Here is a 26,872-nt window from a genome sequence, read left to right as displayed (position 1 = left end):
TAAGATTATTGACATATTTATTTTAAGTATACAATATAAAAATCCCAGGAAAAATCCTGAGATTACTGAACACATTTTAGTATTTTACTTATATACTTCTTATCATTACTTATTCTTATGAGGCTTTGAATAAAATATCTATTTTTGCTTTTGGGCATCTCCTTTCTTTCTATTAATTTTATCATAATCATACAGATATCGTAGTTTTTTACATGTGTGTGCCCATCTTTAAAATTCTTATGCTTGTTGTGAACTATATAACCATCTCCAGCTTTATAAATTTTAAAATCTGGGTTTTGATATATTTGTACACTCACTGCACTTCACCTCATAAACTTTTTAAAATGGTTTTGTTATAAAATATTAATTTTTTTCAAGTATTATGCCAAAAAAGTTAAAAAAGCTATTATTCTACTATTGATAAAGTTCCCATAATCTCCAATTCATAATATATATTTTATTATATTTCTTATTTTGTTTAACTGTTCCTTTAAATTACAATAAACATTATTACGGTATAACTTCTTCCCATATGTTTCATTATAAAAAGAACCAGGTAGAATAATCCACCTGGCTTTTAAATCAGCTATGTTCTACTTTAAACCTTGTTCATAAGCTTCTACCATTTTTTTAACCATGTTTCCGCCTACTGACCCAGCTTCTCTTGAAGTTAGATCTCCATTATAACCTTCCTTTAAATCTACTCCAACTTCCCTAGCTGATTCCATTTTAAATTTGTTTAATCCTTCCTTAGCTTGAGGTACCAATGCTCTATTACTTCTATTTGCCATAAGTCAATTCCTCCTTAAAATTTTTTTGTTTTGTACTACCATTGTTGTATTATAAGTTTATGCTTTTTTCAAATTATTAATCTATTAAATTAAATGAAAAAACTCTATTTTTTGTAACTTATGACTTATTTATTTATATTTTGAACTTTTATGTCGTTAAATAAAACTAACTTAGTTTTAGGACAGCCCATTTCAAAATACGGCTTTATGTAATTTTAAAACACTGTTGCCTTATTAAATGGAAACACTCTAACTACAGCGTGTCCTTTCAAATCTTTTATTTTTATAGGTCCTAAAACTCTACTATCCTTACTATTAGTTCTATTATCTCCTAATACAAATACACATCCATCTGGAACAATATATTTTGATTCATCTGTTGAAGGTTCAGTTATGTTATTAGAACTTAAATAGCTTTCGTTTAACATGGATCCATTCAAGTAGACATGACCATTTTTTATTTCCACAGTATCTCCAGCTATACCTATTACTCTCTTTATATAATAGTCTCCATTTTCATCTTTGGAATCAAATACAACTATTTGTCCTCGTTTAACATTTGATGTTTCTGTACTTATTTTTTCTAAGAATAATATATCATTGTTATGAAGTGTTGGTTGCATAGATGGACCTTGAACAGTAGCTCTAGCAAATACGTAAGTATGGAATAATAAAGCTATTACTAATGCAACTGTAATAGAAATCATGTAGTCTTTTATTTCTTTAATTAATTTGTTATTCATAGTTTCACCTCTTCAAGTTTCTTTATTTAAATTCTACTATATTTTTATTAATATATTGTTTATATTTTAAAAACAATATATTAATAAAAGTTAAAAATTATAGATTTTTTTCCATGGATATTAAGTAAGTATTTAGAGAAAAATAACATAAATAAGGGAGGTGATAATTTATGCAGAACAATACTAATTTAGCTCCGCATGAAATGTTGGAACTGCATGAATTAATAAGTGGTGAAATAGTAAGCTTAAAAAGAACCCAAGCAAATATATCGATGGTTAATGATAACGAATTAAAAAATTATATGCAGCAGTGCTTGAATTCTAAAAAAACAGCTATAGAACAAATACAAAACTTTATAAGCACTCAGTATAATTCCTATAATAACCAGAATCAAAACGCTCAAAATCAAGGTAATCAAAATCAAAACACTCAAAATCAAAGTAATCAAAGCCAAGATAATCAAAACCAAGTTAACAAGAATAACCAAAATCCTCAAGAAGGCGGAGGAAATTCTAGTCAAAATAGTTCTAGTTAGGAGGAGATAAATCAATGTCTTGGATAGATAATGCATGTAAAAACATTATGACGAATAATAAAAATAATGATAATAATACCAATAGTGATAATAATAGTAACAACAGCAATAAACCCAATAATAACAATAGCGAAAATCGCAAAAATTATGATAAAGAAATAGCCTTAGAATTACTTACAATATCGAAATCTGATATCTTGAGTCTAGCTACAGTAATTACAGAAACAACTAATCCTCAGTTAAGAGAATTATTAAAACTGCAGTTGACTAATTCACTTAACGAACACTATTCTTTATCAGATATAGCAGTTAACAAGCAATGGTATAATGCTTTTACTAATCCAGAACAGCAGCTCAAACAAGATACAAATGAACTTCAAAGCTTATTTTAGTAAACATATAGTTAGATCATATGACTAAGTTTAATTTTTAACTAGAACTAACAAAAATAGTCTTGGAAATATCCAGGGCTATTTTTATATACTTTTTTAATACTTTAAGAATTAATAGTTATCAAAATTCTTATTATTTTTAAAATTTTACGCTAACACCTTTCAAAACATCTATTAAAAGTATATAATTTTTGTAACCAATATATTAAGGAGGTCAACATGAATAACTTATCTTTTATTGAGGTATATAACAGGATTATAAGGAAACTTACAAGCATTAAATGGCTTCAAAAATATAATATTGAAAAGAAAATTATCGATGAATATGTTAGAAATAAAGATTTTTCTTCAGCTTTAAAGGATTTAATAGAAAATATGAATTTCACAGCTAAAGGAACTTTAAATATATGTTTTCCTTTTCTTAATAAATTAGCAAAGGAAAATGTCCCTAAAGACTGGCTCAATTACATATATCAATATACTTTAAATAAGGCTTTTCCAGAAACTGTATCTATAGATCTTTTAGAGGAATTGATACTTCCTTGTGAACTGTTTCTAAGAATCTTTCGGGTAATTTGTGATATTCAGAAAATCTCTTCAGATGGAAGTTTCGAAAGCTTATATCCTATGAATTTTTTAACTCTTCAAGAAGAGAACGAATTGGAACATCCAGAAGAATATAAAAAATTTATTAAAGCTTTCAAAGGCAATTACACTTACGAAATGATGAAAATAAACGGTGAACTAACGGGCTTCACTACCCTTGAACATGTATGTGGTGTTCATTATCTTTCTACAGTAATAGCACGTCAAGCAAAAGCCATAGGTATACCCGTCGATTTAGGAAGAGTTTCTGGTGCTGCTGGAGGACATGACATAGGTAAATATGGCTGTAAAGGCGCTGAATTAAAGCGTGTTCCTAGACTTCATTATTATTATACAGATGAATGGTTTAAAAGATATGGAATAAACTATATAAGAAATATAGCTATTAATCACTCTACTTGGGACCTTGAACTTGAAAATCTATCTTTAGAGTCTCTTCTTCTTATATATTCTGACTTTAGAGTAAAAGATGAATATATAAATGGTAAGGCTAGAATGAAAGTATATTCACTTGAGGACTCCTTTTATATAATTTTAAATAAGCTAGAGAACGTTAACGGAGAAAAAAGTAAGAGATATAAAAGAGTCTATGCCAAATTAAAAAACTTTGAGGATTTCCTAATAAATTTAGGCATAGATGTTGAACCTAAATCAAAATTTACGCTTATAAATAAAGGGAAACCTCATTATACACTACTTCAAGGGGAAGATATAGTAAAGAACTTAAAGTATCTTTCTATAAATGATAATATAAATTTGATGCATCAACTCCGTGATGAATACTCACTTGATGCTATAATTGAAATGGCTCGAAGCGAAAAGGATTGGAAAAATTTAAGAGAGTATATAAGGATATTTCAGGAATATTCAACATACCTTACTCAAAAGCAAAAACTTCAGACTATAAAATTTCTATATGAAAATCTAATACATCCTGAAGATGACATAAGGAGACACTGCTCTGAGATAATAGGAAATCTAATTGCAATTTATGATGAAGAATACAGAAAAGAACTACCTGAAAATGTAACTGTAGATACTTGCTCTCTATGCAGCCTTGATTTGTTACAAGAATACTTTGAATTAATGCTATACCCTGGACATAAAGTTATATCTTCTCATAGGTTTAATATTGGTTATAGTATAAGCATAATGGTTAATTCTCTATTTACAAACTGTAGAAAACGTTCTTATTTTAAATATTATAAGGATATAATATTTAGTTTTTATAAAGATGAAAGCTACAAAGGAAGTGATTGTGAATTATTTTTGCTAGAAACTGCAAAGTACATACCACTAGATGCTTATGATGATGATTTGGATGTAATATATTCCTATGTATTCTCTAAATTGAAAAAGAGAAGCATTACTACCAGGCTTGAAGCTTTGGAAACCATGCTCCATTTTATTCAAGAACTGCCAACAGAAAATCCAATTATTCAAAAACTTAGATATTATTTTTCTGATATAACCACTAAAAGTAAAATTCCTGCTGAAAATTTATTACTTTATAAAATAAATATGTCATTAAATATAAAGAACAATATAGAAATATTTAAACATCACTGTAAATTAACTCAAAAAAACGTTACTGAAATATTTTTAAGCAATTTAAAAACTGCAACTGATTGGATTAGAAAACGAAATCAAGTAGAATTACTTTTAGATTATGTATTAAACAATCCTCAATCTTCCGGTCTTCATACAGCTATACATTTTTGCAATTTGTTAAAGGTAAGTGCAGTGGAAAGCGTAAGAAACCGTGCGGGAAATGCAATTTTAAAAATAATGTCGCAGTTAACACTGGCAGAAAGAAATGAAGTTGCAGTTGAATTAATAAGAGCTCTAGAGATAGAAGGAAACAAGTTTACTGAGTATATTCCAAGGTACGCAGGTCAGGCAATCTTATGGCTTCAGCCAAAAGAATTAGATGAAACTATAAGTGACTGTATTGTGAAAATTAAAAGCTCTAATATTAACTTAAAATCACTAATATTAAAAACTATAGCTATAACTATATCCTATTATGATTTATATCAGCACAGATTTGAAGAAAGTGAAGTTTCTTACAATAAAAGATTAAACAGAATGCTTGGTATCCTCTTAAATGGACTTGGAAACTACAATTTTCAAGTTAAACAAGCAGCCTTTAGTGTTATAGGAAAGGATATTTTTGGCGCCTCTTATCTTGATTTGAGAAAAAAAGCTTTTATATTTAAATTGATAGCCAAAAAGGTTCTTACTTTAATAACTAGCAAAAAGAATTCAGATCTTTTATTTTTAACAAGGTCTGCTAGCTTAAATCATATATATAGATTTATATCAGATTTTAATTTTTTTCATGGTGAACTAGTTATACCATTGCCTAAAAAAATAGCATTTTTTCCTGGAACCTTTGATCCTTTTTCTCTCAGTCACAAGGAAATAGCAAAGCATATAAGAGATTTAGGTTTTGAGGTTTATTTAGCAATAGATGAATTTTCCTGGTCTAAAAAGACTCTTCCAAGTCTTTTAAGAAGAAATTTAGTTAATATGTCTATTTCAGATGAACTTGATATATTTATTTATCCAGATATTCTTCCTACAAATATAGCAAACCCAGAAAATTTAAAGGTTTTAAGAGAAAATTTTAAAGAGTCTGAGGTATATATAGCTATAGGAAGCGATGTTCTCCTAAATGCCTCAAGTTATAAGTTGCCAAGAAGCGAAAATTCTATCCATACCTTCTCCCATATAATTTTTGAGAGAGGTAAAAGTAAAAAATTTAATACTGCAGTAAAGAATATAGAAAAAGATATCATCGTACTTACTCTTTCATCTAAATATTCTGAGTTAAGCTCTACACAGATACGAAGCTATATTGACGAAAATAGAGATATTTCAAGTTTAGTAGATCCGTTATCACAGCAATATATTTATGATAATGGATTTTATCAGAGAGAATCTCAGGATAAATCTATAATAAAATCACCTTGGCTTGATACAGAAGTTATAGATTTTTTCTCAACAAATGTTTTAGAGACTTTAAGTAAATGTGTACCAGATGCAAATGAAAATTTTAAAGATAAACTTGTAAGTATATCTTCAAAACCTTCAGCTAGAATAATGTTACTTAAAAACACTATTACGAATGAAATCTTGGGATTTTCTGTTTTTCATTGGATTCGTTCCGCTACATTATATTATGAATTTAGAAACTCAGAAGTATCTCAGTACATCCGTGAGAATAGTGTAGGTAGAATTATAATGATTGATGGATTATATATAAAGAATTGTGACAAAAACACTGATCTAGAACAAATTCTTCTTACAGAAACATTAACTTTATGTATTTCAAAGGATTATGAATATGCTATATTTAAAAATACATTTGATATCGAATTTTGTTCGAAAAATGTATATAATTTACTTAAAGAAAACGGATTTGTTAAAATACCATTTTGTGATGAGTATTGTCCTGTATACGCTGTTAATATGAGTTCTCCTTGTATCCTAAATCTTGATGTACAGAATATAATTAAGGAACCTTTTAGAAGTAATCCAAGAATAAAATCTGTGCTTGCTGCTTCTAGAAAAAAATTAAGGGAAGCTATTACCGAATTATATCCTGGAGAATTGCTTATTTCCTTTGATGTTAATTTTGTATATCAAAATGTGATAAGAAAGATATGCAAGGAAAATGATGTTCCCACTGAAACAGTTGTTCCTAAAAAGAATGGTCCAGCAATGTGTGTGCCCTATGGAGATATCCTCAGAAGATATGTAATACCAAATACAGTAACTAAATCTCTTCATACTGAAAAACTTTTTTATCCCGATATGCGAAAGTTTGTAATTGGAGAATTTCCTCATTATCTTGATTTAAAAACTCAAGTAAAAATGATAAAATCCTTTAATCGCCCTGTTATACTTGTCGATGATTTACTTCACAAAGGATATAGAATGAAAGCTCTAGATCCCATATTCAAAAACGAAGATGTAAAGGTTCAAAAAATTATTGTCGGGGTTTTATCTGGAAGAGGAAAAGATTTAATGGATATTCAAAACAGACAGATTGATAGCGTATATTTTATCCCTAGACTTAAGATATGGTTCAACGAAAATGCATTATATCCTTTTATAGGAGGAGATGCTTTATGGAGAGGCTTTTATCCTGAAAGAAACCTTTTACCATCTATAAATTTAATTTTGCCATACACTTACCCTGCTTTTATTAGAAAAGCTTCAAAAACTTCGATATATAATTTATCGAAGGCATGTATAGAAAACTCTATTCGTATATTAGAAGTATTAGAGGATGAATTTCATACAATACATGAGAAAAACTTAACCTTAGGTTCCTTAGGCCAAGTACTTACAATACCTAGATGTCCAGAACATGGAGAAAATGTGGATTACAATTTAAATCTAAATCCGTCAAGTTATCTTAAAAATGATCTTGAACTTTTATTAAGATTGAGCCAGGCATTTGAATAATTTGCATTAAATTTTAGCGAAAGGTTGTGTTGCTTTATGCCTAAAGACTTACTTTACTATAAATTTAAAAATAGATTGTTAATTTCAAATAGAAAGTACGATTTTGAAGAAATTACTGAAGAACATGCTAAGAATTTTACTGGAGAGATCTTTACATTAAATAGTATTAATCCTGAAAAATCCAAGAGATCTTACTATGTTACATCTCCCGAGAACCTATTTATTGATAAAGAAAGCTTAAATATGTTAAAATATACCTATAACAACAACTTAAATATACCTAATTGGCTCCTAAAGCATATAGCTGATAGAAACGTTATCTCTATAAATACAGAATACACAAATTGGGAGGAAGCCTTTGAGGATTCCTTTCAAGTACTATCTGACACTAAAAAAGATTTAGCCAAATGGAATATAACAGTAGTTGGTCTCGGAGATGTTGGTGGAACACTAGTTACAGGACTCAGATTATTAGGCAGCGATTGCATATCTCGAATTAATATATATGATAAAGATGAAAAAAAAGCAAAAAGATGGGAATATGAATGTAATCAGATTTTACCTCCAGAATTTGACGCCAGTTATCCTAATATATACTATATTAAAGAAGATGATCTATTTAACTGTGACATGTTTGTTTTTTGTGTATCTGTTGGTGTTCCCGAAATAGGCACAGAAGCTTCTGATGTTCGACTTGTTCAATTTCAAGGTAATTCAAAAATAGTGCGCTATTATGCTGAACTTGCGTCTAAAAGAAATTTTAAAGGTATATTTTCAGTAGTTTCAGACCCTGTTGATTTACTTTGCAAATCAGCTTTTGAAGGTTCTTTAGATGGGGAGACACCATTGTTGCCTGAAAAAATAAGAGGCTATGGACTTGGGGTCATGAATGCTAGAGCTTGTTATTATGCTAAGCAAAGAGAAGAGTCCAAACATTATTTAAAAGAAGGAAGAGCCTTTGGTCCTCATGGTGAAGGCCTCATAATTGCTGATAGCATTAATAACTATAATGAAGAAATATCAGACTATTTAACAACTAAAACTCGAAAAGCTAATTTAGAGGTTCGTTCTATAGGATTTAAACCTTATATAGCTCCTGCATTATCTTCTGGAGCGTTATCTATTATAGCTACTATAAAAGGTAATTGGCATTATAGTGCTACCTTTATAGGTGGGAAATTTATGGGATGCAGAAATCGATTACTGCCAAAGGGCGTAGAACTTGAATTTTATAAAAATATGCCTAATAAACTTTTCAACAAATTATTGGACACTTATAATTCAGTATTATAAATAAGATATGGGGTGAGCATATGGAGATGCTGTATATTATAGCTCCAAATGAAAATTTGTCAGAACAACTTAAACTTATGATAGAAAGCTTCAGTGAAAATTTCACTTCAGTTGAGTATATAAAAAAAATTGAAGACTGCAGCTCTTTGAAAAATAAAAAAATATTGTTCGCACTGGAGTTAGAATTTACAGGCTTTGACTTACCAATGCTTAAGTTTTTTAATTCACTAAAGAATAGAGGCAATGATGTTTTCTATGGTTCTACAGCAGCTCTTCTTATTTACAGCTTAAATGAACTTGGAACAAAGAGGGCTGCACAAGATATAATCTTTATGGCAAATAATATGGGATGTAACTTTATAGGTCATCCATTAATTGAGGCTACTTATGACCTAAGGAACTTTTTAACCTGGCAAAAAACTCTACAGATGTCCCTTAAAGATATATCTATTCATTTGTGCAATAAACTTGGTAAAAGACTTTCTGAATATAATTCTATTAAAAGCAATAAAATGCAGAAAAATATTATAGTACTATATTCTTCACCACATAAGGTCTCAAATACGTTAGAATTGTGGCGTATGGTTTCTAAACATTTAAACAATTTTAATATTAACGAAATCCAAATTGACAATGGCAAAATACTAGATTGTAAAGGCTGCTCCTATAAATTGTGTATTCACTACGGAAAACAAAACAGTTGTTTTTATGGTGGTTTTATGACAGAAAATGTGCTTCCAGCTATTGAGAAAGCTGATTGCTTAGTTTGGCTCTGTCCAAATTATAATGATGCCATTGCTGCTAATTTAACCGCCACAATAAACAGACTTACAGTTTTATATCTTAAAAAATCTTTTCATAATAAATCAATCTTTGGTGTTGTTGTATCTGGAAACTCTGGTAGTGATTCCGTGGCAAAACAACTTATTGGTGCTTTAAATTTGAATAAAGGTTTCAGACTTCCTCCTTACGCAATAATTACTGAAACAGCAAATGATCCTAATTCTATATTTAAAATTAATAATATAAAAGACAAGGCAAAACTTTTTGCCAAACATATATCTGAGGGCTTATAATAGTTACTGCAGTATATTTAACAAGAAGGTGATTTTATTGTACAAAAAAGGTGATTTTCACCTACATACTAAAAATTCTGATGGTAAACTGTCACCAAAGGAATTAGTTAACTTAGCCAAAAAAGAAAAAGTAGATATAATAGCAGTAACAGATCATGACACTGTAGCAGGTGTAGAAGAAGCAATAGAGGAAGGAAATAATATGGGTGTAAAAGTTATACCTGGTTTAGAACTCTCTACTCTGTATAATGGTAAAAATGTACATGTATTAGGATATTTTAAAGATGTATCTCTAATACATGAAGAATTTAGAATTTTTCTAAAAGATATAACTAATTATAGGATATATAGAGCTAAAAAAATCGTAGAAAACTTACATGAATTTTTTAATATAAACCTTAACTATGAAAAGATATTGAAGGATACTCATGGTGTTGTCGCAAGACCTCATATTGCAAAAGCGATAATAGAGGCAGGTTATGATTATAGTTGGGAATATATATTTGAAAAGTTTATCGGAGAAGGCAGTCCAGCTTATTTCCCCAATAAAAAGCTTAGTACAGAAGAAGGAATAAAGCTTCTACAATCTATAAATGCCTTGATTGTACTAGCGCATCCAGTATTAATAAAAAACATAAACCTAGAAGAGCTTCTTAAACTTCCTTTTCATGGTATAGAAGCCATATATCCCATGAATAGCGAGAAAGATACAAAGAAATTGCTGAATTATGCTAATGACTATAAAAAAATTATAACTGCAGGTTCAGATTTTCACGGCATATCTGATAATGATTCAAAACACTCTTCTACTATAGGCGAAGTATTTTTAGATGAAAAAGGTATAGAACTATTTTTAAACAAGCTTAACAATATTTAAAGGGGCAACTATTTGCCCCTTTTCACATTAATCAGTAATTATTCCATCTATAAATAAATCATGCTTTTCCATTGGAACCTCGTCCAATATTTGAAAGCTATATGCTAGTCCAATTTTTTTTGCTTCTTTTCTCATATTGTTCATAAATCTGTCGTAAAATCCGCCACCATAGCCGACTCTTCCACCTCGCTTGTCAAAAGCAAGTCCTGGAATAAAAGCTAAATCAATTAAATTTTCTTCTATTTTAGGAGTTGTAAGTTTAGGCTCTAATATTCCATAGTTGCCCTCAGCCATATCATTAAAACTATTTAGCTTAATAGCTAACATTCCTTCTTCCATGGATATAGTCTTAGGTACGCATACTGTTTTTCCATCTTCTAGGGCCTTTTTAATAATACTATGGGTATCCACTTCAGTATCATAACTAACAAACGCGAATATAGTATTAGCATTTTTATAATACTCACTATTTATAGTCTTTTCGTATAAAGCTTTATTAAGCTTTTCTCTTTCATCATTTGTTAATGCTGCTCTTTTACTTTTAATACTTTTCCTAATGTCTTTTTTACTCTCCATCATGTTCCCTTCTTTCTTTTTCTTCTAACATTCTTTGGCCTATGATATCTACCGGAGTAACATTAGTAATAAAACTATATCTATAATTAGCTGCAGCTGCTTCAATGATCACAGCAAGATTTCTTCCTGGTCTAATTGGAATTGTCAGTTTTCTCACAGGCACATTGAGAATATTTAAATATTCCTTATCTATTCCAAGTCTATCATAATTTTCATCTGTTTTCCACTGTTCAAGATATGTTACAATATTTATTTTTTTTGTCTTTAGTATAGAACTTAAACCATACAATGCTGGTATATCAATTATTCCCATACCTCTTACTTCAATCATGCCTGATGTAATATATGGTGAAGTACCATATAGTTCCCCATCTATTTGTTTTATATCAACTGCATCATCTGCTACTAATCTATGTCCCCTCTTAATCAACTCCAATGCAGTTTCGCTTTTTCCTACTCCACTTTCACCTGTAATCAGCATACCTATACCGTATACATCCACTAGCACACCATGTAATCTTGTCTCTGGTGCTAATTTATCATCTAGGTAATTCATAATCTTACTTATAAGTCTTGTAGATAGATTGTCTGTTCTTAGAACCCATCTCTTATTTTGCTTCGCACTCTCTATAAATTCAGAATGAGGTTCCAGACCTCTAGTTATTATAGTGCAAGGATTATCAAACTCAAAATACTTTCTAAGTCTTTTCAGTCTCAAATCAGGCTGCATGGCATCTAAAAAACTCCATTCAGTTTTACCAACCACCTGAACTCTTTCATTTGCATAGTAATTATAAAAACCTGAAAATTGCAAACCAGGTCTGTTTATATCGCTTACAGTTATTTCATTATTTCTTTCTCCAGCGCTTAGTACTTCTAAACTTAAATCTTTTATAAGATCATTTACTCTTACTGACATTTGTATTCTCCCCTTAGCTTAATTTATCTTTATCTGGAACTCTTTTTACACAATCTAATTGAGCTCTAAAGTTTCTTTTCACATTATCTATATAATGTCGTCTTAATTTTTGTTGTTCAATCTTTTCTTCTTCAGTTAACCCTTCTCCTTGACTTTTTTTATATAAAAAGTTTATTCTTTCAATTACTTCTTCGATTTTCATATTATTCACCCCTACTATAATTATAATTACATTTTTATATTACATTATACCTAAATTTGCTAAAGGTATAAAGAATTTTTTGCTAAAATGCTGCATTATTTTATTTTTTTGCATAAAAATTAAATTTATATTTAATTTTTTGAATAATTATTATTTATATCGGAATTATTATAATTTATTGCTGACTCCGAATTAATTACTGTCTTTTTATATATTATAATACTTATCAGAGTCCAAACAGCTGAAAAAGTCCAACCAGATATGACATCACTCAAGTAATGAACACCCACATATACCCTACTTATACCAATCATGAATCCATATACAATTATTAGCAAACTTAAGCTAAATGCTAAGTATCTATTTGATATATAATTTATAATTAATAGCACAAGAACAAGTGATACTGTCATAAAAACCATTGAATGGCCACTTGGAAAGCTATATCCAGATGCATGAACCAACTTTATCATATCTGGTCTTTGTCTTTTAAAAATGGTTTTAATGCTTTCATTAAGTATCCATATTCCTAAAATATTCAAAAAATAAAAAACTGATTCTTTTTTCTTTTTTAAAAAATAAAAAGTCAAGCTTATCACTATTGTAGCTATAATAATTGATACTGGATTACCAGTGTTAGTCACCGCAATAGCAAATTTATTTAACTCCTTAGTTCTTATAGAATAAACATAGTTTATTGCTCTTATATCTAAGAGTATTTGACCAGTTCTAAAATATTCTGTAATTATTATTGAACAGATTACCAGTAATATTAAAATTAAAGTTATTACAAAGCACATAAACAAAGTGTTCTTTTCTTTAATAGATTTACAATTTAGTCTATTCAAGTTAATTTGTGACATAATTTATTCTCCTAGCTAGAATTATTTCTATAATAAACATTTAAAGTCATATATTTATTATAGCCAATAAATATATGACTTCAAGATTAATATAAATAAAATTATATTTTACCATTTGTTATTTAAACTTTTTGCAAAACAATTTCGCGAATACCAATAATCAGCAATTAAATTACTTTGATAATATGTTTGAGAAGAAACTACTAATGGCAGCCCATAATTTAGCGAAAAATCCTTTAGCTTCATCACTCTGCAATACTGATTGAAGATGACTTTTAACACTATTTAATTGATCTTTTAAATCATTAAAATTTAAATTTAAACTATTTATGTTTTTCATTAAATTTGTTATCTTATCAATATCGTCTTGACTTAATTTATATTTATAACCACTAACAACATCATTTACTATCTTTTTTACTTCTTCATCACTTTTAGGTTTATCTTTTACAACCTCTGTTTTCACTTCATTTATTAATCCAGCAGCTTTATCTTGTCCAATTTTTTCGCCTAGATTACCAGTAACCATCAATTCTTCATTAGCTGTTTTCTTTTTATTTTCATCAATTTTTGTTCCTGCACTGCTATTTTCAAAACCCTTTAATATTCCTGTAAGAGCTGCTGTCCCAGATACATTGAAAGGTGCCGCTGCCTTTACATTGGCATTTTTTATTCCAGCAGTAATTAAAGCATTCTTTATCATACTATCACTAACCCAGTAAATATTATGTGTAGATATATTTAGACCACCACTATTTGTAGGTTCAACGTAAGAACAGGATATGGATTTTGTACCTATTTCCTTTTCAGAAGCTATATTAGCTAAATATTTAATTTCCTCATCTCTATTTACGTCTAATACATTAGCTTCATTTTTGTTAACACCAAAATATTTAAGCATATCTTGCTTTTGGGCATCAGTCAAATCAGCTCCTAAAGTAACAACCTTATAAGCATCTGCATGAACTCTTTGCAGCGGAACAGCTATTACTGTAGAAATAGCAAAAGCTGCAACTAATAGTTTACTTACAATTGTCTTAAATTTCATACCTTATGTCTCCTTATTTCTGTATTTTTCTATTTAATTATATCATAAATCTTTAAAATTAAATTTAAATAAATATGAACTTTCCACTATAAGTCCTTTGTTTTTAATCAGTCCTTCTAAAATATCTAATAAAATGTCCACCTTCATTTCCTAGCAAGTGCCTTATTAAATGATGCTATTATTTTTATTATAATATAGTTTTTTAATCTATTATTAGGAAACAATAATTAATAATGAAGATTTATACACTTGTATGAAATTCCAATTAGGTTAGGAGATAAAAGATGAAAATTTTAATAACCACTGATACTTATTTACCTACAATCAATGGAGTTGTTACTTCAACATATAATTTATATAAAGAATTAAAAAATAATAATCATGATGTCAAAATCTTAACGTTATCCCCTACTGGCTATGAAAAAATTGTAGGAGATATATATTATCTAAAGTCATTTTCCATTGGAGTTTATCCCAATGCAAGAATTAAAGTTCCCTTTTGCAATAAAATTCTAGATGAACTTATAAAGTGGAGACCAAATTTGATTCATTCTCAAACGGAATTTTCTACCCTACTTGCAGCAAAATACATTGCAAATAAAATAAATATACCTCAACTCCACACTTACCACACCATGTATGAAGAATACTTAGGTTATTTATTTCGTGGGAGACTTATAAAAAAAAGTACAGCTAGATTAATTACTCGCTTTATTTTAAATACTTTTGATGGAGTAATTGCTCCAACAGAAAAAACAAAAAACATACTGCTTAATTATGGTGTAAATAAGCCTATTCATATAATACCTACTGGCATTGATTTAAATAGATTTTATCAACCCATTAAATCAACTGAAAAAAGAGAAATCTTATCAAGATTAGGAATCAAAAATACGGATAAGATTATTACCTATGTTGGTAGAATTGGAGAAGAGAAAAACATAAGTGAAATTTTGACTCTTTTTCATACAGTTACGGAAAGAATTAAGAATATAAAACTCTTGATTGTAGGAGACGGACCCTATTTACAAAATCTAAAAGAAGAAGTCTATAATAAAGAACTTCAAGAAAAAGTTATTTTCACAGGAATGATAAAGCCAGAAGAGATTTATAAATACTATAAAATAGCAGAACTATTTGTTACTGCATCTACAAGTGAAACTCAGGGATTGACCTATATCGAAGCTTTGAGCAGCGGATGTCCTGTGGTTTGTAAATATGATCCTTGTATAGATGGAATCATTACACAAGGAAAAAATGGATTTTTTTATAAAGACCCACAGGAATTTAGTCATTACATAAATAAAATATTGCAAAATACAGATTTAAAAAGCAGACTAACTCAAGAAGCAATTCGCACTACAAAACAATATTCCAGCGATATCTTTACACACAAAGTAGTTGAAACTTATAAAAAAATTTTAAATTCAAAATAGCAAAATGCTGCAGCCTAGTACTGTCAGCATTTTTTTCTTAAATGTGTATTAGAAATTGCTAAAATAAATGCACTTGATACTGCAATAGATAGATAATATGTAAGTACTCTCCATATAAAAAGAGCTGTAATGATAGTATTAGATTTAAAAAATAATTTAAAAATTACATAAAACCCTCCTTCTGCTCCTCCTTCTGCTCCAGGAAGAGGTATTGCTGACATAAAAACTGTTAAGAAAACTTGTGCAGCCATAATAGTCCACAAATCTTGATAATTAAATCCAAAACCTCTATAGATGAAATATGGAATACTAAAATAAGTAAGCCATTGAAAAAGTGTATAAATTAAAACATAAGTACACATATCTATATGTTCTCTCATTAATAGTGCATTTTTATGAAAGCTTTTTAATTCCTCTTCAACTTTTTTCTGTTTTGCTTTTACATCTTTTAAGATTCGAATAGCGCCTAATATTTTTAAAATAAACTGCATAATAATTTCTGTTATTCTTCTATTTACTACAACTAATATTGCAAATAGCATGACTGCTATGTTAATTACAATGCCTAAAAGGGCAAAATATGTGAAATGCTTAATTTTAGAATTGAAATAACTGAACCTAAACAACAATGCTACTAATAAATAAAATATATTTATTAGTTCATGCAGCATAAATTTTATCATTAATATAGAGCCTGAAAGTCCTGCGGGTATTCCATATTTTGTCATTTCATACAATTGAGCAGGTTGACTTCCAGCTGATAAAGGTGTAATAGCACCAAAAAATTGCCCAACCATTTGAAATTTTACTGATTGAAAAAATGAATACTCTTTAGAATAAAGCTTTTTTGTTATCGTGTGTAGAATCATTGTTTCAAATGTCCAAAATAAAATAATACTCATTAAGGCAAAAAAAATCCAATACATATTTAATGCTTTTAATTCTTTGATTAGAGAACCGAAACCCTTATTAAAAATAAAAAATGAAAAAAAAATACAAGCTGAAATTGCTACAACAATTATATTTAGTTTTTTATTTTTCATTTAAGCTTCTCCTAAATTTTCTTTTATTCTTCTCATGGTATATTTTGTCATAAAACTGCTTCCACATACTTAAAACATGTTCTTTAGAATAAAATTGATGACATTGCCATGATTTTTTACACCATAATTTATAGCTTTTTTCGTTATTCTCTATATTTTCTATGCACTGTGTAAATTCCATTACATCTTTTCCTTTTAAGTAAAAATCAAACAAAATGTTATGATAAATATCTAAATCCCTTAAGAGTATAGGAATTTTTAATGCCATAGCTTCAAGAATAGACATAGGAAACAATTCGTTATAAGAAGGTAAAAACATTACATCTGCAATATTATAAATATCATTCATTTTTTCTCTTTCAATAATCCCTAGAAACATTACATTTTTAGGTGGCGCTTTCATGATTTTTTTTAATTCCTTATATCCATCTGTTATTTTGCCAAAAGAAAAGCCACCTGCCCATATAAACTGAATCTGCGGAAGTTTTTCTGCAACTCTAATAAAATCTAGTATACCCTTTCTATGCTGAACTTGACCTACACCTAAAACTACAAACTTTTTCAATGGAATATTAAATTTTTGTTTTATCTTTTTTACACTCTCTTCTTCATATTTATAAAAATTTTCTTCCGACACAAAGTTAGGAATATAAGTTATCTTTTTTTCTTCTATTTCATACTTTTTCAAGACATCAATGAAGCATGGATTTACAACTACTAAATAATCCATACTTTTATAAAACCAAATTATATATTTATAAACTAGTTCTTTTATAATATGGGGTAACTTCAAACTATTATCTATAGTATCTGGAACAAAATGAACATAGGCGACACTTGTACCTACTAATTTTACAAAAGGTAGACTTAAAAAAAATTTAAAATCAATGGTATGGTAATGCATTATGTCGCATATTTTAAAGTTGTTTACACTTACTTTAAAGTTATCTTGTAGTCCATTTTTAACTAAATTGACTTGCTCAATATAAGCAGCCAACACACCTTGACCTTTTACTTTTTCTGCAGAAGAAAGCATGTTAATACTAGGCATGCTAAAATCCCCCTCTCAAATAACTTTTGTCCATCTCATTTAGTTTCTGCAAATTTTTATTATATATTCTCAAAAAAAGCCTATATCATGGTTATCTACCACAACATAGGCTTTTGGAGTTAAAAATTTTTATAGGGCTGAAGCTTAGACTCATAAAGCAGAGTACAATTTTACTTTTGGCTGTATGTGTTTATAAATTTTAAGAATTTTGAGATTCGTTCCACTCTGCAACATAGTCTCCTAATATTTTGCGAAGTACCTGTCCAATTTTAGGATAAGATTCATCATTGAGATTAGCAAGAGATATTCTAATAGACCATTCTGGACCATCAAAGCCGCTACTACTCAATAGTACAATAGAAGATTGTTCTGCTAATCTTAAAAGAATATCTACTGGTTTATAATTATTTTGCAAATAATCTGCAAATTCATCATCGTAATTGTGGCTTGCCCACTCCAATAAATCAAATTGAGTATAGTAAGAAGCATCAAAAGGATCTTTCCTCAAATCCAATCCTAAACCATCAAATAGAAGCTTTTTACGACGGCGGCAAATACTATTTGTTAATTGTTTATATTTGTTTTCTCTATCAATTATAGCAAATAACGAAAAGAATGCCATTTGAACCTGTTGAGGTGTTGATAACCCTGCAGTATGATTAAGTGCCACCTGACGGCTATCTGCTACTATTCTATCTATAAAAGGAATTGAATCAGGGTCAGTGGAAATTCCTGAATAACGTCTTCTTGCTCTCTCTTTTCTGTCTTCATCCTGTTCTCTTAGTAATTTATCGAATACATTTTTTTCATAAAGGGCAATAGTCCCTAGCCTCCAACCAGTTACTCCAAAGTATTTTGAATAAGAGTATACTCCTATTGTATTATATGGTAAATCAGCCATTATTGAACGGAAGTCATCCACAAAAGTACCATATACATCATCTGAAATAATCATCAAATCAGAGTTATAGTTATCTACTATATGTTTTAAATAATTTATAGTTTCATGTTTCATTGCAATGGATGCTGGATTACTTGGATTAACTATAAATAATGCTTTTATATCTGGATCTTTTAGTTTATCCATCTCTGAAGAAGAATATTGCCATATGCGGTTTCCATTTTCATCTGTTTCGTCAGCTAAAACTTTAACAACATCAAAATTATAACGTGGTAGATGAGGTATTTCAAGGTAAGGTGTGAAAATTGGCGCCATAAGTGCAATTTTATCACCTTTTGATAATATATTATTTGCAATTAAGCTATCGAAGATATAACACATTCCTGCAGTAGCCCCTTCAACAGCAAATACATTAAACTTTCCTTCAAGTGGTTCATTATAGCATAATTCCTGAATAAGATAATCATTAACAACACTTTCAATATGTCTTAACATTCTATCTGGTTGAGGATAGTTATCACCAATAATTCCATCTGCTAGTTCATGAATCCAATTATCTGCCTTAAAGCCTTTAACTGTTACACCATAATTAATCATCTTACTAAGAAGATCAATTCCTGGAGCATCCTGGTGATTTTTTACAAATTCTATAAACCTCTCTGAAATTCCTTCTCTCTTTGGCATACCAGCTAAATCATTTTCACTCCATACTCTACGGCTTTCTTCAATAGCAAACTGTCCAAAGGTGAAGAAAGCTTCTCTTGGTGTTGCTGCAATCCAATTAGGGTTTCCTCTACCTGCATCAAGTAATGAATGTGTACCGCTTTCTTTTGATTCCTCTGCAAGACCAATTAATTTATCTTTAAGTTCAAATGGACTAATTTTACCATAAATTTTTTCAATTTCTTTACGTTGAAGACTAAAGTTATTCATAATATACATCCTCCTGTTTAAGCTCTATTTGCTATATAATTGATATTTTTATCTTTTTTATATACAAAGTTAAATATTTAGGTATTTATTTTACAAAACAACTTACTTAGGTATTTTTTCGTAACTTATTATATGTTCTTTTTCTATTGAAGAGAGTATTATAAATGTCTCTGTATTGCCAAATTGCTGTATCTTACCAATAAGATTTTCCAAACTTGCTATATCCTCAAATTTAGCTTTCAAAATCTTGCAGTAAGGGCCTGTAACATGATGACATTCAATTATAGAATTTTCATTTTTAACAAATTCCATAAACTTTTCTGCCCTTTGAACATTCATGCCTACATTTATAAGTACATTAATCTTTTTTCCAAGCTTTTCATAGTCTACTACTGCTTTGTAGCCTGTTATTATGCCGTCTTCTTCAAGTCTTTTTACCCTTTCAGCTACTGCTGGAGCACTAAGTGCTACTTTTTGTGCAAGTTCTTTCATAGGCATTCTGCCATCTTCTAAAAGTATTTCTATAATTTTATAATCTGTAGAATCCATAAATACTCCTCCTAGAAAAAGAGATCTTATTTTTAATCCATATTTATTATTTTGAAATTTGTGCTTAATTTTTAGTAATAATTTTTCTCGAATATTTCTTTAATTTTTGATACTTCTTTAGTGTGACCTAGTGCTACCATAAGCTTTATCCTAGCCTTTTGTCCTGGAAGATTATCTCCAAGAATTACGCCTCTTTCAGTAAGTTCTCTTCCAGCTCCTTCGTAGCCATAGTCATCAAGGACTCTACCCATAAGGCATCGTGAAACCAAGACAACTGGTATGTTTTTACTTAATGCATATTCGACTCCTGAAACCATTTTTGGAGGAATATTACCTCTTCCCATACCTTCAATTACAATTCCATGACTTCCAGAATCTACACAGAATTTTAAGATACGATCATCCATACCACATCCACATTTTATAAGATCTACACTACTGTCAACTTCTTTTGCAGGTATATATTGCTTTTTAGTATAGCTATAGTAAAAATATGCTTTATTATTATCTACGAACCCGATAGGCCCGAAGTCTTTACTTTTAAAGGTATCTAATGTATGAGTGTTTGTTTTAGTTACCTGAGAAGCTGAGTGTATTTCCCCATTCATTACTACCATAACTCCTCTATTTTTTGATTCCTCGGATATGGCAGTATGTACCGCATCTATTAGATTCGGAGGTCCATCCCATCCAGGTTCTGAACTATTTCTCATTGAACCTACAAATATTACTGGCTTTGATCCATTATAAGTCAAATCTAAAAGATATGCTGTCTCCTCAAGTGAATCTGTTCCATGAGTAATTACAACTCCATCATATCCCTCAATTTCAATTTTATTAGTTATTATATTTGATAACTCTAACATCTTTTCTGGTGTCATATGTGGGCCTGGCAGCATGCCAAAATCTAAAAAATGAATATCTGCAATATTTTTAATCCCCGGAGTAACTTTTAATATGTCCTCTCCACTCATAGTTGGTACTGCTGCATTACTAGTTTCGTCTTTCTTCATAGATATTGTTCCACCAGTAAATATTATAATAATTTTTTTCATATTAATGCTCCTCTTCTTATTATTGTACAAAACTAAAGTTTAAATATATATTTACTGAAACTCATGAGTTCGCATTTGAATTATTTACATTTTAGCATATTGAATAAATAGCGTACATATATTTAATAAGGTAATATATTTATTTTTGATTATTTAATTATCTATTTTTTAAATTTTATTTATTATAAAAACGTATTTTTAATAAATGGTTAATTTAATAATGATATATCCTGCGAATGTAAGCTCATATATTAAGAAATACAAAAACGGGCTGCAAGTACTCATTTGCAGTCCGTTATTCATATCTCGTTTTATTTGTAAAATTTGAGGGGTGCTAGCAAACAAAATGAGATCCAATTAGAAATAGTTTTTTATTAAGCTTTAACGATATAAATTTAATACTGAACCTTGATTTAAATAGTTAGAGGATGATATTAATCCTTTATTATAAACATCTATAGTATTAACTCCAACTGCTGTAAATGGATTTTTTGCAATTGAACTTGAATAATTTTTAATCTTAGTTGCTACGCCTTGATAACTATTAAAGGTATCTTTTACCGTTTTAATATCATTCTCTATTTTGTTGTTGAGTTTGTTCTTATCTACAGAAAGAGTATCATCCTTATTTACAGTAATTCCTATTTTCTCTAAGCTGCTTTTACTTCTATCAATTATTGAGTTAATTCCTTTTAATGCATTACTATTACTTATTCCGCTGTTTCTTGCATCTTTAATGAGATTATTATAATCTTGGACAAAATTGTTTATATCTTCACCAATCTTACTGCTATCTTGCTTAACTGTTACTTTAACTGCATTACTTGTTGTATTCTTTAAAGTGAAGGTTACTCCACCTGTAGTTACTTCATTACTATTAGAAGTATATTCAATATTATTTAACTTATATTTAGCATCCGCTGCATTTGAACTAATACTATTTATCCCTGTACTTGCTACTGAATTTCCAATCTTATCAGTAATAGAAAATACATTGCTCGTACCAGTCTTGTCCGAAGTAAGCTGTAACTTAATATTATTATCTGAACTGTCTTTTACTATTAATGCATTTACTCCAGACTGAGAAGCATTAATTGCTTTTGCCATTTTATTTAATGCTACTTCATTAGTATCCCCATTAGATATAGAAAAGTCTATATCCTTAGACTTTCCTCCAGATGTAATACTAATGGTATTAGTTCCTGCCTGCATTGAACTTAGTTGACTTTTGTCCACTAAATTACTAGCGTTTGTTTGAGCCTTAGCTATTTGATCTATATTAATCGCATAAGTTGTATTATAGGCTCCATTTTCTGCAGAAGCTGTAATTTTAGTGCTGTCCTCGGACAAAGCAACCTTTTGTGCAAAGGTTCCGCTATCCGTATTATTAGTAATTTTTTTCGCACTTTTTGATAGCTGTTCAGCATCTGTTTTCAAGGATACTGCTGAAGTTAATTTATGAATATTATAATTGCTTACGTTATTAACTTCGGTAGATTTAAGTGCAGTTCTTACAGATTGATTCACGGAATTAATCATAGGAGCACTAGATGTTGACACGTTATTGTTCCATAAATTCGAATAGTAAGCATATCTCACCATATTATTAATATACACACTCTTTCCTCCTTTACTATTTTTTCACCCCTAATTTTTTATCGTATTATTTTTGGAAATCATTACTACAAGTTTAAATTATCACAGATTAAAGAAATGATAAAGAGATACTTCAATTATAGTATCCCCTACCAACTACTCTCCAATCAAACCGCTTTCTTTTATTTTACTGATAAACTTTTCAGATTTTTTATTGATTTTTTCTTTTAGAAAAATTGCAATTATTATTGATATAAAAAAATATATAGATAAAATTTCTATATTATAGTATAAAGAACTCCAAATAATCCCTCCTTCTGCTTCTCTCATACCTCCTATAGCATAGGTAAAAGGTAATAGTGGGCTTATGTTTTGAAAAAATCTTGGGGTGAGTTGTATAGGAAAAGTTCCTCCAGATGCAGAAACTTGTAATACCATAATTACTAATGCTAATGCTTTTCCTACATTTCCAAATACTGATACCAGAGTATATATGACCATTATAAATACTATGCTTACATACACAGAAAATAGTATAAAAATAATCGGATTTAAAGCATAAGTTTTAAGTATAAAAAGATTTCCTAAACTAATAACCAAAGCTTGGATAACTGTAATAGTAGCAAAAGTCAAGTATCTTCCAAAAAACTCTTTTTTTGCGCTAACTTTCTTATTATCCTCTAAAGGTTCAACTTTTATAGATAATAGCGAAAGTAATGTAAATGCACCTACCCAAATGGCAAGAGTAGTATAAAAAGGAGTCATAGCTGAACCATAATTAGGTATTGGAAACACTCGATTTTGAACCAAAGTTATCGGATTAGATAAAAAATCACTTACTGCTTTCGTATTGCTTTGAAGTAGATTTATAATATCATTAAATTTTTGTTCACTACTAAAGTCTTTAAATTTACCAACAGTGCTATGTATAGATTGTTGAATTGCTGGAAACTTATCTTTAATATTTTTAATCTGTGATACTCCTAAGTTAGTAGCTGCGTCCGCATCTTTTAATAAGCTATTAATTAATGGCATATTGTCTTGTGCATTTTGTAAGAGTTTTAATGAATTATCTGTTATTCCCATTGAATTATCCGTAAACTTAGTTACAAGGGGTGCAATATTGTTATTATAATTGTTTATTGAATCATTTATGAGCTGAGAAGCTATAGTAACATTTTGAATGATAGCTTTTAGCGCAGAAGTAGAAATCTGTTGTCCTTTATTTAATGTATTAATGAGATTATTTAAATTGTCATTATCTCGAGCTAATCTATCTCGTATATCTTGTAAATTACTTATAAAATTAGATACAGCATTACTATTTAGAACATTATTGATTGATTGCATCATACTTATATTATTATCAATACTTGTAATTGCAGCATTAAGCTTATCGGATATTGATTTTAACGTTTGAATCTGATCAACGTTGCCTTGATTAATAGAAGTAATAATACTATTAAGACTTTCTATTGTTGAATCAACATTATTTTTTGCAGTAGTTAAATCTGTATTAACATTAGTTGGTATATTTTTCATTTTATTTTTAGCGTTGAGCAAAAAATCGCTACTCGCTTTAACAATATTTGCAGATTTATTTAAAGTATCTGTTACAATGGGAATGCTTCCTTCAATATTCTGTATATAATTATGCATATCATTAGATAACTGATATGCAGCATTTATGCCATCTCCTACCTTAGGTAAATCATTATCTATATTAGATATTAAGTTCATAAACTTTTCTAGTTCGGGTCTGGCTTTTTCTAATTCAATCCCATAAGCATTCATATAATTAAGCGCCGTAGTACTCGCTTCTTGAGTAAAAGATGATGTTATTTCGCTTTGTAAGCTTGTTAATCCGCTTTTCGTTATTTTAGGTGCAATAGCATTAACTTTTTCATTTACTGAATAAATTAATTTAGCTTTTTCTGGTTCTTTACTTGTTGCAATAGATAACAAATCTCTTGAAAAATCTTCTGGAATAGTTATACTTGCATAATATTTGCCATACTTTACTCCTGTTTCAGCTTCATTTTGATTAACAAATGTCCATCCTATATTTTGATTTGTTTTTAATTTATCAGCTACTTCCTTTCCTACATTGATATGCATATTTTTGAAAGCTGCACCTTTATCATTATTTACTATTGCCACTGACAAATTTTTTGTATTTCCATATGGATCCCAAGAAGCAATTATATTTATCCAAGCATATAACGCTGGTACAATAATTAAGCCAATTAATATTATGATAAGAGCAGGATTTATGATTATTCTCTTAAGATCTCTTTTGTAAATTCTTAATATTGTATTCATAGGATACCTAAAATCTCCTTCTTTTAAGTATTAGTTATTTATATATCAAATTTAGGTTCTCCATTAATATGAGAAATAATACTGAATTCCTCTGAAATAAGAAAAGCACTAGATAAGCAAATATCTAATGCCTTTCAAAATTTATTCTATTCCCATAATCTTCAATCTTTTTACTCTGCTATGAAGATCAGAAGACTTGCTGCTGCTTTGGGTTATATCCTCTTCTTTTATATTTAAAGTCTTTGCAATTAACTTCCTTACTCTAGGTCCGCAAAACGCCCCTTGACACATTCCCATTCCAGCCCTTGTACGCCTTTTTACAGCATTTATAGAATTTATATTAATTTCTCTTTTTAATGCGTCTATAATTTCTGCTTCTGTGACCTTTTCGCATCTGCATATTATATGCTTATTTGGATCCTCAGAATTTACATCTCCATCAAAGTTATCATCCTTCTTAATTACTATAGCTTTTCTATATGCATTAAAGTCCTTCTTTTCTTCTAAATTTAATCCTGAATTATTTAATATGGATAATACTTTTTTAGCAATAGCTGGCGAAGAAGTTAGCCCGGGAGAATCCCCTGTAACATTTAAAAACCCTTTTATCTTCGTCTCCTCTACTATAAAATCCTTTCTTGTGTTAGTAGGCCTAACTCCCGCAAAAGAGGTCAAAGCCTTTTTTATATCAAAACCTGTGACAGATTTTCTTGCTGCTTCAACAATAGCTTTAAGTGCTTCTTCACTTGTAGATACATCCTCTTTATCCGATATTTGCTGTGCATCTGGTCCTATCATAAGATTCCCATGATATGTTGTTGTCACAAGTATTCCTTTTCCCATTTTTGTTGGTACTTGAAATATCACCCTTTTCACTAAATAGGCTTGATCCTTATTAAGGATAATATATTCTCCTTTTCTTGGAAAAATATCAAAATCTCCTATACCTAACATCCTTGAAACTTTATCACTATAAGCACCTGCTGCATTTATAATATATTTAGCTTCAAACTGGCCTCTGTTAGTTATAACTTTAAACCTTTCACCTAAATTTTCTATATTTTGAACTTCGTGGTTTAACTTTAAAGTTAAACCATTTGATATGGCATTCTCAATGAGGGCTATAGTAAATTCATAAGGAGAACATACTCCTGAATCCTTACAATACAACGCCCATTTTACATCCTTGCTTATGTAAGGTTCCATTTTTCTTACTTCATTACCATCTATTATTTCCATTCCACCTACGCCACTCGCAATACCATTTTCATAAAGTTCTTCTAAATTTTTTTTCTCTTCCTCTGAAAATGCAAGTACTAAAGATCCAGTCTCTCTATATCCAAAATTTAACTCATGTTCAAGTTTCGCAAACATTCTATTACCTTGTACACACAATTCTGCTTTTAAGGTACCTGGTTCATCTGAGTAGCCGCCGTGTACAATTCCGCTGTTGGCCTTAGAGCAACCACAACTTACATCCTCTTCTTTTTCAATAATACAGACGTTGAGTTTGTATTTCGAGAGTTCCCTAGCGATATTTGCACCTATTACCCCAGCCCCAATTATAATTACATCATACATAAAAGCA

The 26,872-nt window shown here is 29.4% G+C and carries 23 protein-coding genes; 7 read left to right on the top strand and 16 right to left on the bottom strand.

Going from position 1 to position 26,872, the window contains the following annotated elements; all coding sequences use genetic code 11:
* Window positions 1–62 precede the first annotated feature (62 nt).
* The 3 genes from I6U48_RS16920 to lepB all read right to left on the bottom strand — a co-directional run bounded on the left by I6U48_RS16920 (window position 63) and on the right by lepB (window position 1,534).
* Entirely contained in the window at window positions 63–317 is a 255-nt protein-coding gene (locus I6U48_RS16920; RefSeq protein WP_218321645.1) for a hypothetical protein, read from the bottom strand.
* Between the two features lie 276 nt (window positions 318–593).
* The gene (locus tag I6U48_RS16915) at window positions 594–791 is read right to left on the bottom strand and encodes an alpha/beta-type small acid-soluble spore protein (protein WP_218321644.1); all 198 of its coding nucleotides are present in this window, start codon (window positions 789–791) and stop codon (window positions 594–596) included.
* Window positions 792–1,006: 215 nt separating this feature from the next.
* Window positions 1,007–1,534, bottom strand: a complete 528-nt coding sequence (gene lepB, locus I6U48_RS16910; RefSeq protein WP_218321643.1) for a signal peptidase I — start codon at window positions 1,532–1,534, stop codon at window positions 1,007–1,009.
* A gap of 170 nt (window positions 1,535–1,704) precedes the next feature.
* Here lepB and I6U48_RS29775 point away from each other — a divergent pair, with 170 nt between their 5' ends.
* From I6U48_RS29775 to I6U48_RS16880, 6 genes are all read left to right on the top strand, one after another.
* Window positions 1,705–2,070, top strand: coding sequence for a hypothetical protein (locus tag I6U48_RS29775; protein ID WP_246615410.1), 366 nt, complete (start codon window positions 1,705–1,707; stop codon window positions 2,068–2,070).
* Between the two features lie 14 nt (window positions 2,071–2,084).
* Window positions 2,085–2,462, top strand: coding sequence for a spore coat protein (locus I6U48_RS16900; RefSeq protein ID WP_246615409.1), 378 nt, complete (start codon window positions 2,085–2,087; stop codon window positions 2,460–2,462).
* A 219-nt stretch (window positions 2,463–2,681) separates the two neighbouring features.
* The gene (locus tag I6U48_RS16895; RefSeq protein ID WP_218321642.1) at window positions 2,682–7,544 is read left to right on the top strand and encodes a nucleotidyl transferase family protein; all 4,863 of its coding nucleotides are present in this window, start codon (window positions 2,682–2,684) and stop codon (window positions 7,542–7,544) included.
* A 36-nt stretch (window positions 7,545–7,580) separates the two neighbouring features.
* A complete protein-coding gene (locus I6U48_RS16890) occupies window positions 7,581–8,837 on the top strand; it encodes a Rossmann-fold NAD(P)-binding domain-containing protein (RefSeq protein ID WP_218321641.1) in 1,257 nt (418 codons plus the stop codon).
* A 20-nt stretch (window positions 8,838–8,857) separates the two neighbouring features.
* A complete protein-coding gene (locus I6U48_RS16885) occupies window positions 8,858–9,913 on the top strand; it encodes a flavodoxin family protein (RefSeq protein WP_218321640.1) in 1,056 nt (351 codons plus the stop codon).
* A 37-nt stretch (window positions 9,914–9,950) separates the two neighbouring features.
* Entirely contained in the window at window positions 9,951–10,790 is an 840-nt protein-coding gene (locus I6U48_RS16880) for a PHP domain-containing protein (RefSeq protein WP_218321639.1), read from the top strand.
* Window positions 10,791–10,817: 27 nt separating this feature from the next.
* On the opposite strand, the gene I6U48_RS16875 is transcribed toward I6U48_RS16880, so the two are convergent.
* The 5 genes from I6U48_RS16875 to I6U48_RS16855 form a co-directional block, all read right to left on the bottom strand.
* Window positions 10,818–11,366: a 5-formyltetrahydrofolate cyclo-ligase gene (locus I6U48_RS16875; protein ID WP_218321638.1), complete on the bottom strand. Its 549-nt coding sequence runs from the start codon at window positions 11,364–11,366 to the stop codon at window positions 10,818–10,820.
* Window positions 11,356–12,285 (bottom strand): HPr(Ser) kinase/phosphatase, encoded by a 930-nt coding sequence (gene hprK / locus I6U48_RS16870; protein ID WP_218321637.1) that lies wholly within the window; start codon window positions 12,283–12,285, stop codon window positions 11,356–11,358. The genes I6U48_RS16875 and hprK overlap by 11 nt, the downstream gene beginning before the upstream one ends.
* Window positions 12,286–12,298: 13 nt before the next feature.
* The gene (locus I6U48_RS16865) at window positions 12,299–12,487 is read right to left on the bottom strand and encodes a DUF896 domain-containing protein (RefSeq protein WP_218321636.1); all 189 of its coding nucleotides are present in this window, start codon (window positions 12,485–12,487) and stop codon (window positions 12,299–12,301) included.
* Between the two features lie 131 nt (window positions 12,488–12,618).
* On the bottom strand, window positions 12,619–13,350 hold the full coding sequence (locus I6U48_RS16860; protein ID WP_218321635.1) for a phosphatase PAP2 family protein: 732 nt from the start codon (window positions 13,348–13,350) through the stop codon (window positions 12,619–12,621).
* Window positions 13,351–13,522: 172 nt separating this feature from the next.
* Window positions 13,523–14,398: a DUF1002 domain-containing protein gene (locus tag I6U48_RS16855; protein ID WP_218321634.1), complete on the bottom strand. Its 876-nt coding sequence runs from the start codon at window positions 14,396–14,398 to the stop codon at window positions 13,523–13,525.
* A gap of 284 nt (window positions 14,399–14,682) precedes the next feature.
* On the opposite strand from I6U48_RS16855, the gene I6U48_RS16850 reads away from it, so the two are divergent.
* Complete coding sequence (locus I6U48_RS16850; RefSeq protein ID WP_218321633.1) at window positions 14,683–15,834, top strand: glycosyltransferase family 4 protein; 1,152 nt, start codon at window positions 14,683–14,685, stop codon at window positions 15,832–15,834.
* A 23-nt stretch (window positions 15,835–15,857) separates the two neighbouring features.
* On the opposite strand, the gene I6U48_RS16845 is transcribed toward I6U48_RS16850, so the two are convergent.
* From I6U48_RS16845 to I6U48_RS16810, 8 genes are all read right to left on the bottom strand, one after another.
* Entirely contained in the window at window positions 15,858–16,877 is a 1,020-nt protein-coding gene (locus I6U48_RS16845) for a lysylphosphatidylglycerol synthase transmembrane domain-containing protein (protein ID WP_218321632.1), read from the bottom strand.
* Complete coding sequence (locus I6U48_RS16840) at window positions 16,867–17,928, bottom strand: glycosyltransferase family 4 protein (RefSeq protein ID WP_218321631.1); 1,062 nt, start codon at window positions 17,926–17,928, stop codon at window positions 16,867–16,869. The genes I6U48_RS16845 and I6U48_RS16840 overlap by 11 nt, the downstream gene beginning before the upstream one ends.
* Window positions 17,929–18,127: 199 nt before the next feature.
* Complete coding sequence (aspD, locus tag I6U48_RS16835; RefSeq protein ID WP_218321630.1) at window positions 18,128–19,762, bottom strand: aspartate 4-decarboxylase; 1,635 nt, start codon at window positions 19,760–19,762, stop codon at window positions 18,128–18,130.
* Between the two features lie 102 nt (window positions 19,763–19,864).
* Window positions 19,865–20,311: an Lrp/AsnC family transcriptional regulator gene (locus tag I6U48_RS16830; RefSeq protein ID WP_218321629.1), complete on the bottom strand. Its 447-nt coding sequence runs from the start codon at window positions 20,309–20,311 to the stop codon at window positions 19,865–19,867.
* Window positions 20,312–20,382: 71 nt separating this feature from the next.
* A complete protein-coding gene (locus I6U48_RS16825) occupies window positions 20,383–21,366 on the bottom strand; it encodes an asparaginase (protein ID WP_218321628.1) in 984 nt (327 codons plus the stop codon).
* A 381-nt stretch (window positions 21,367–21,747) separates the two neighbouring features.
* Window positions 21,748–22,983: a flagellar filament capping protein FliD gene (fliD, locus tag I6U48_RS30350; RefSeq protein ID WP_218321627.1), complete on the bottom strand. Its 1,236-nt coding sequence runs from the start codon at window positions 22,981–22,983 to the stop codon at window positions 21,748–21,750.
* Window positions 22,984–23,118: 135 nt separating this feature from the next.
* The gene (locus I6U48_RS16815; protein ID WP_218321626.1) at window positions 23,119–25,284 is read right to left on the bottom strand and encodes a YhgE/Pip domain-containing protein; all 2,166 of its coding nucleotides are present in this window, start codon (window positions 25,282–25,284) and stop codon (window positions 23,119–23,121) included.
* Window positions 25,285–25,425: 141 nt separating this feature from the next.
* Window positions 25,426–26,865 carry an NAD(P)/FAD-dependent oxidoreductase gene (locus I6U48_RS16810; protein ID WP_218321625.1) on the bottom strand — a complete coding sequence of 480 codons (1,440 nt, stop codon included), beginning with the start codon at window positions 26,863–26,865 and terminating at the stop codon, window positions 25,426–25,428.
* Window positions 26,866–26,872 lie beyond the last annotated feature (7 nt).

The sequence above is a fragment of the Clostridium thailandense genome (genome assembly GCF_019207025.1).
Taxonomy (GTDB): Bacteria; Bacillota; Clostridia; order Clostridiales; family Clostridiaceae; genus Clostridium_AM; species Clostridium_AM thailandense.
This window is presented reverse-complemented; position numbering and strand designations above follow the sequence as displayed.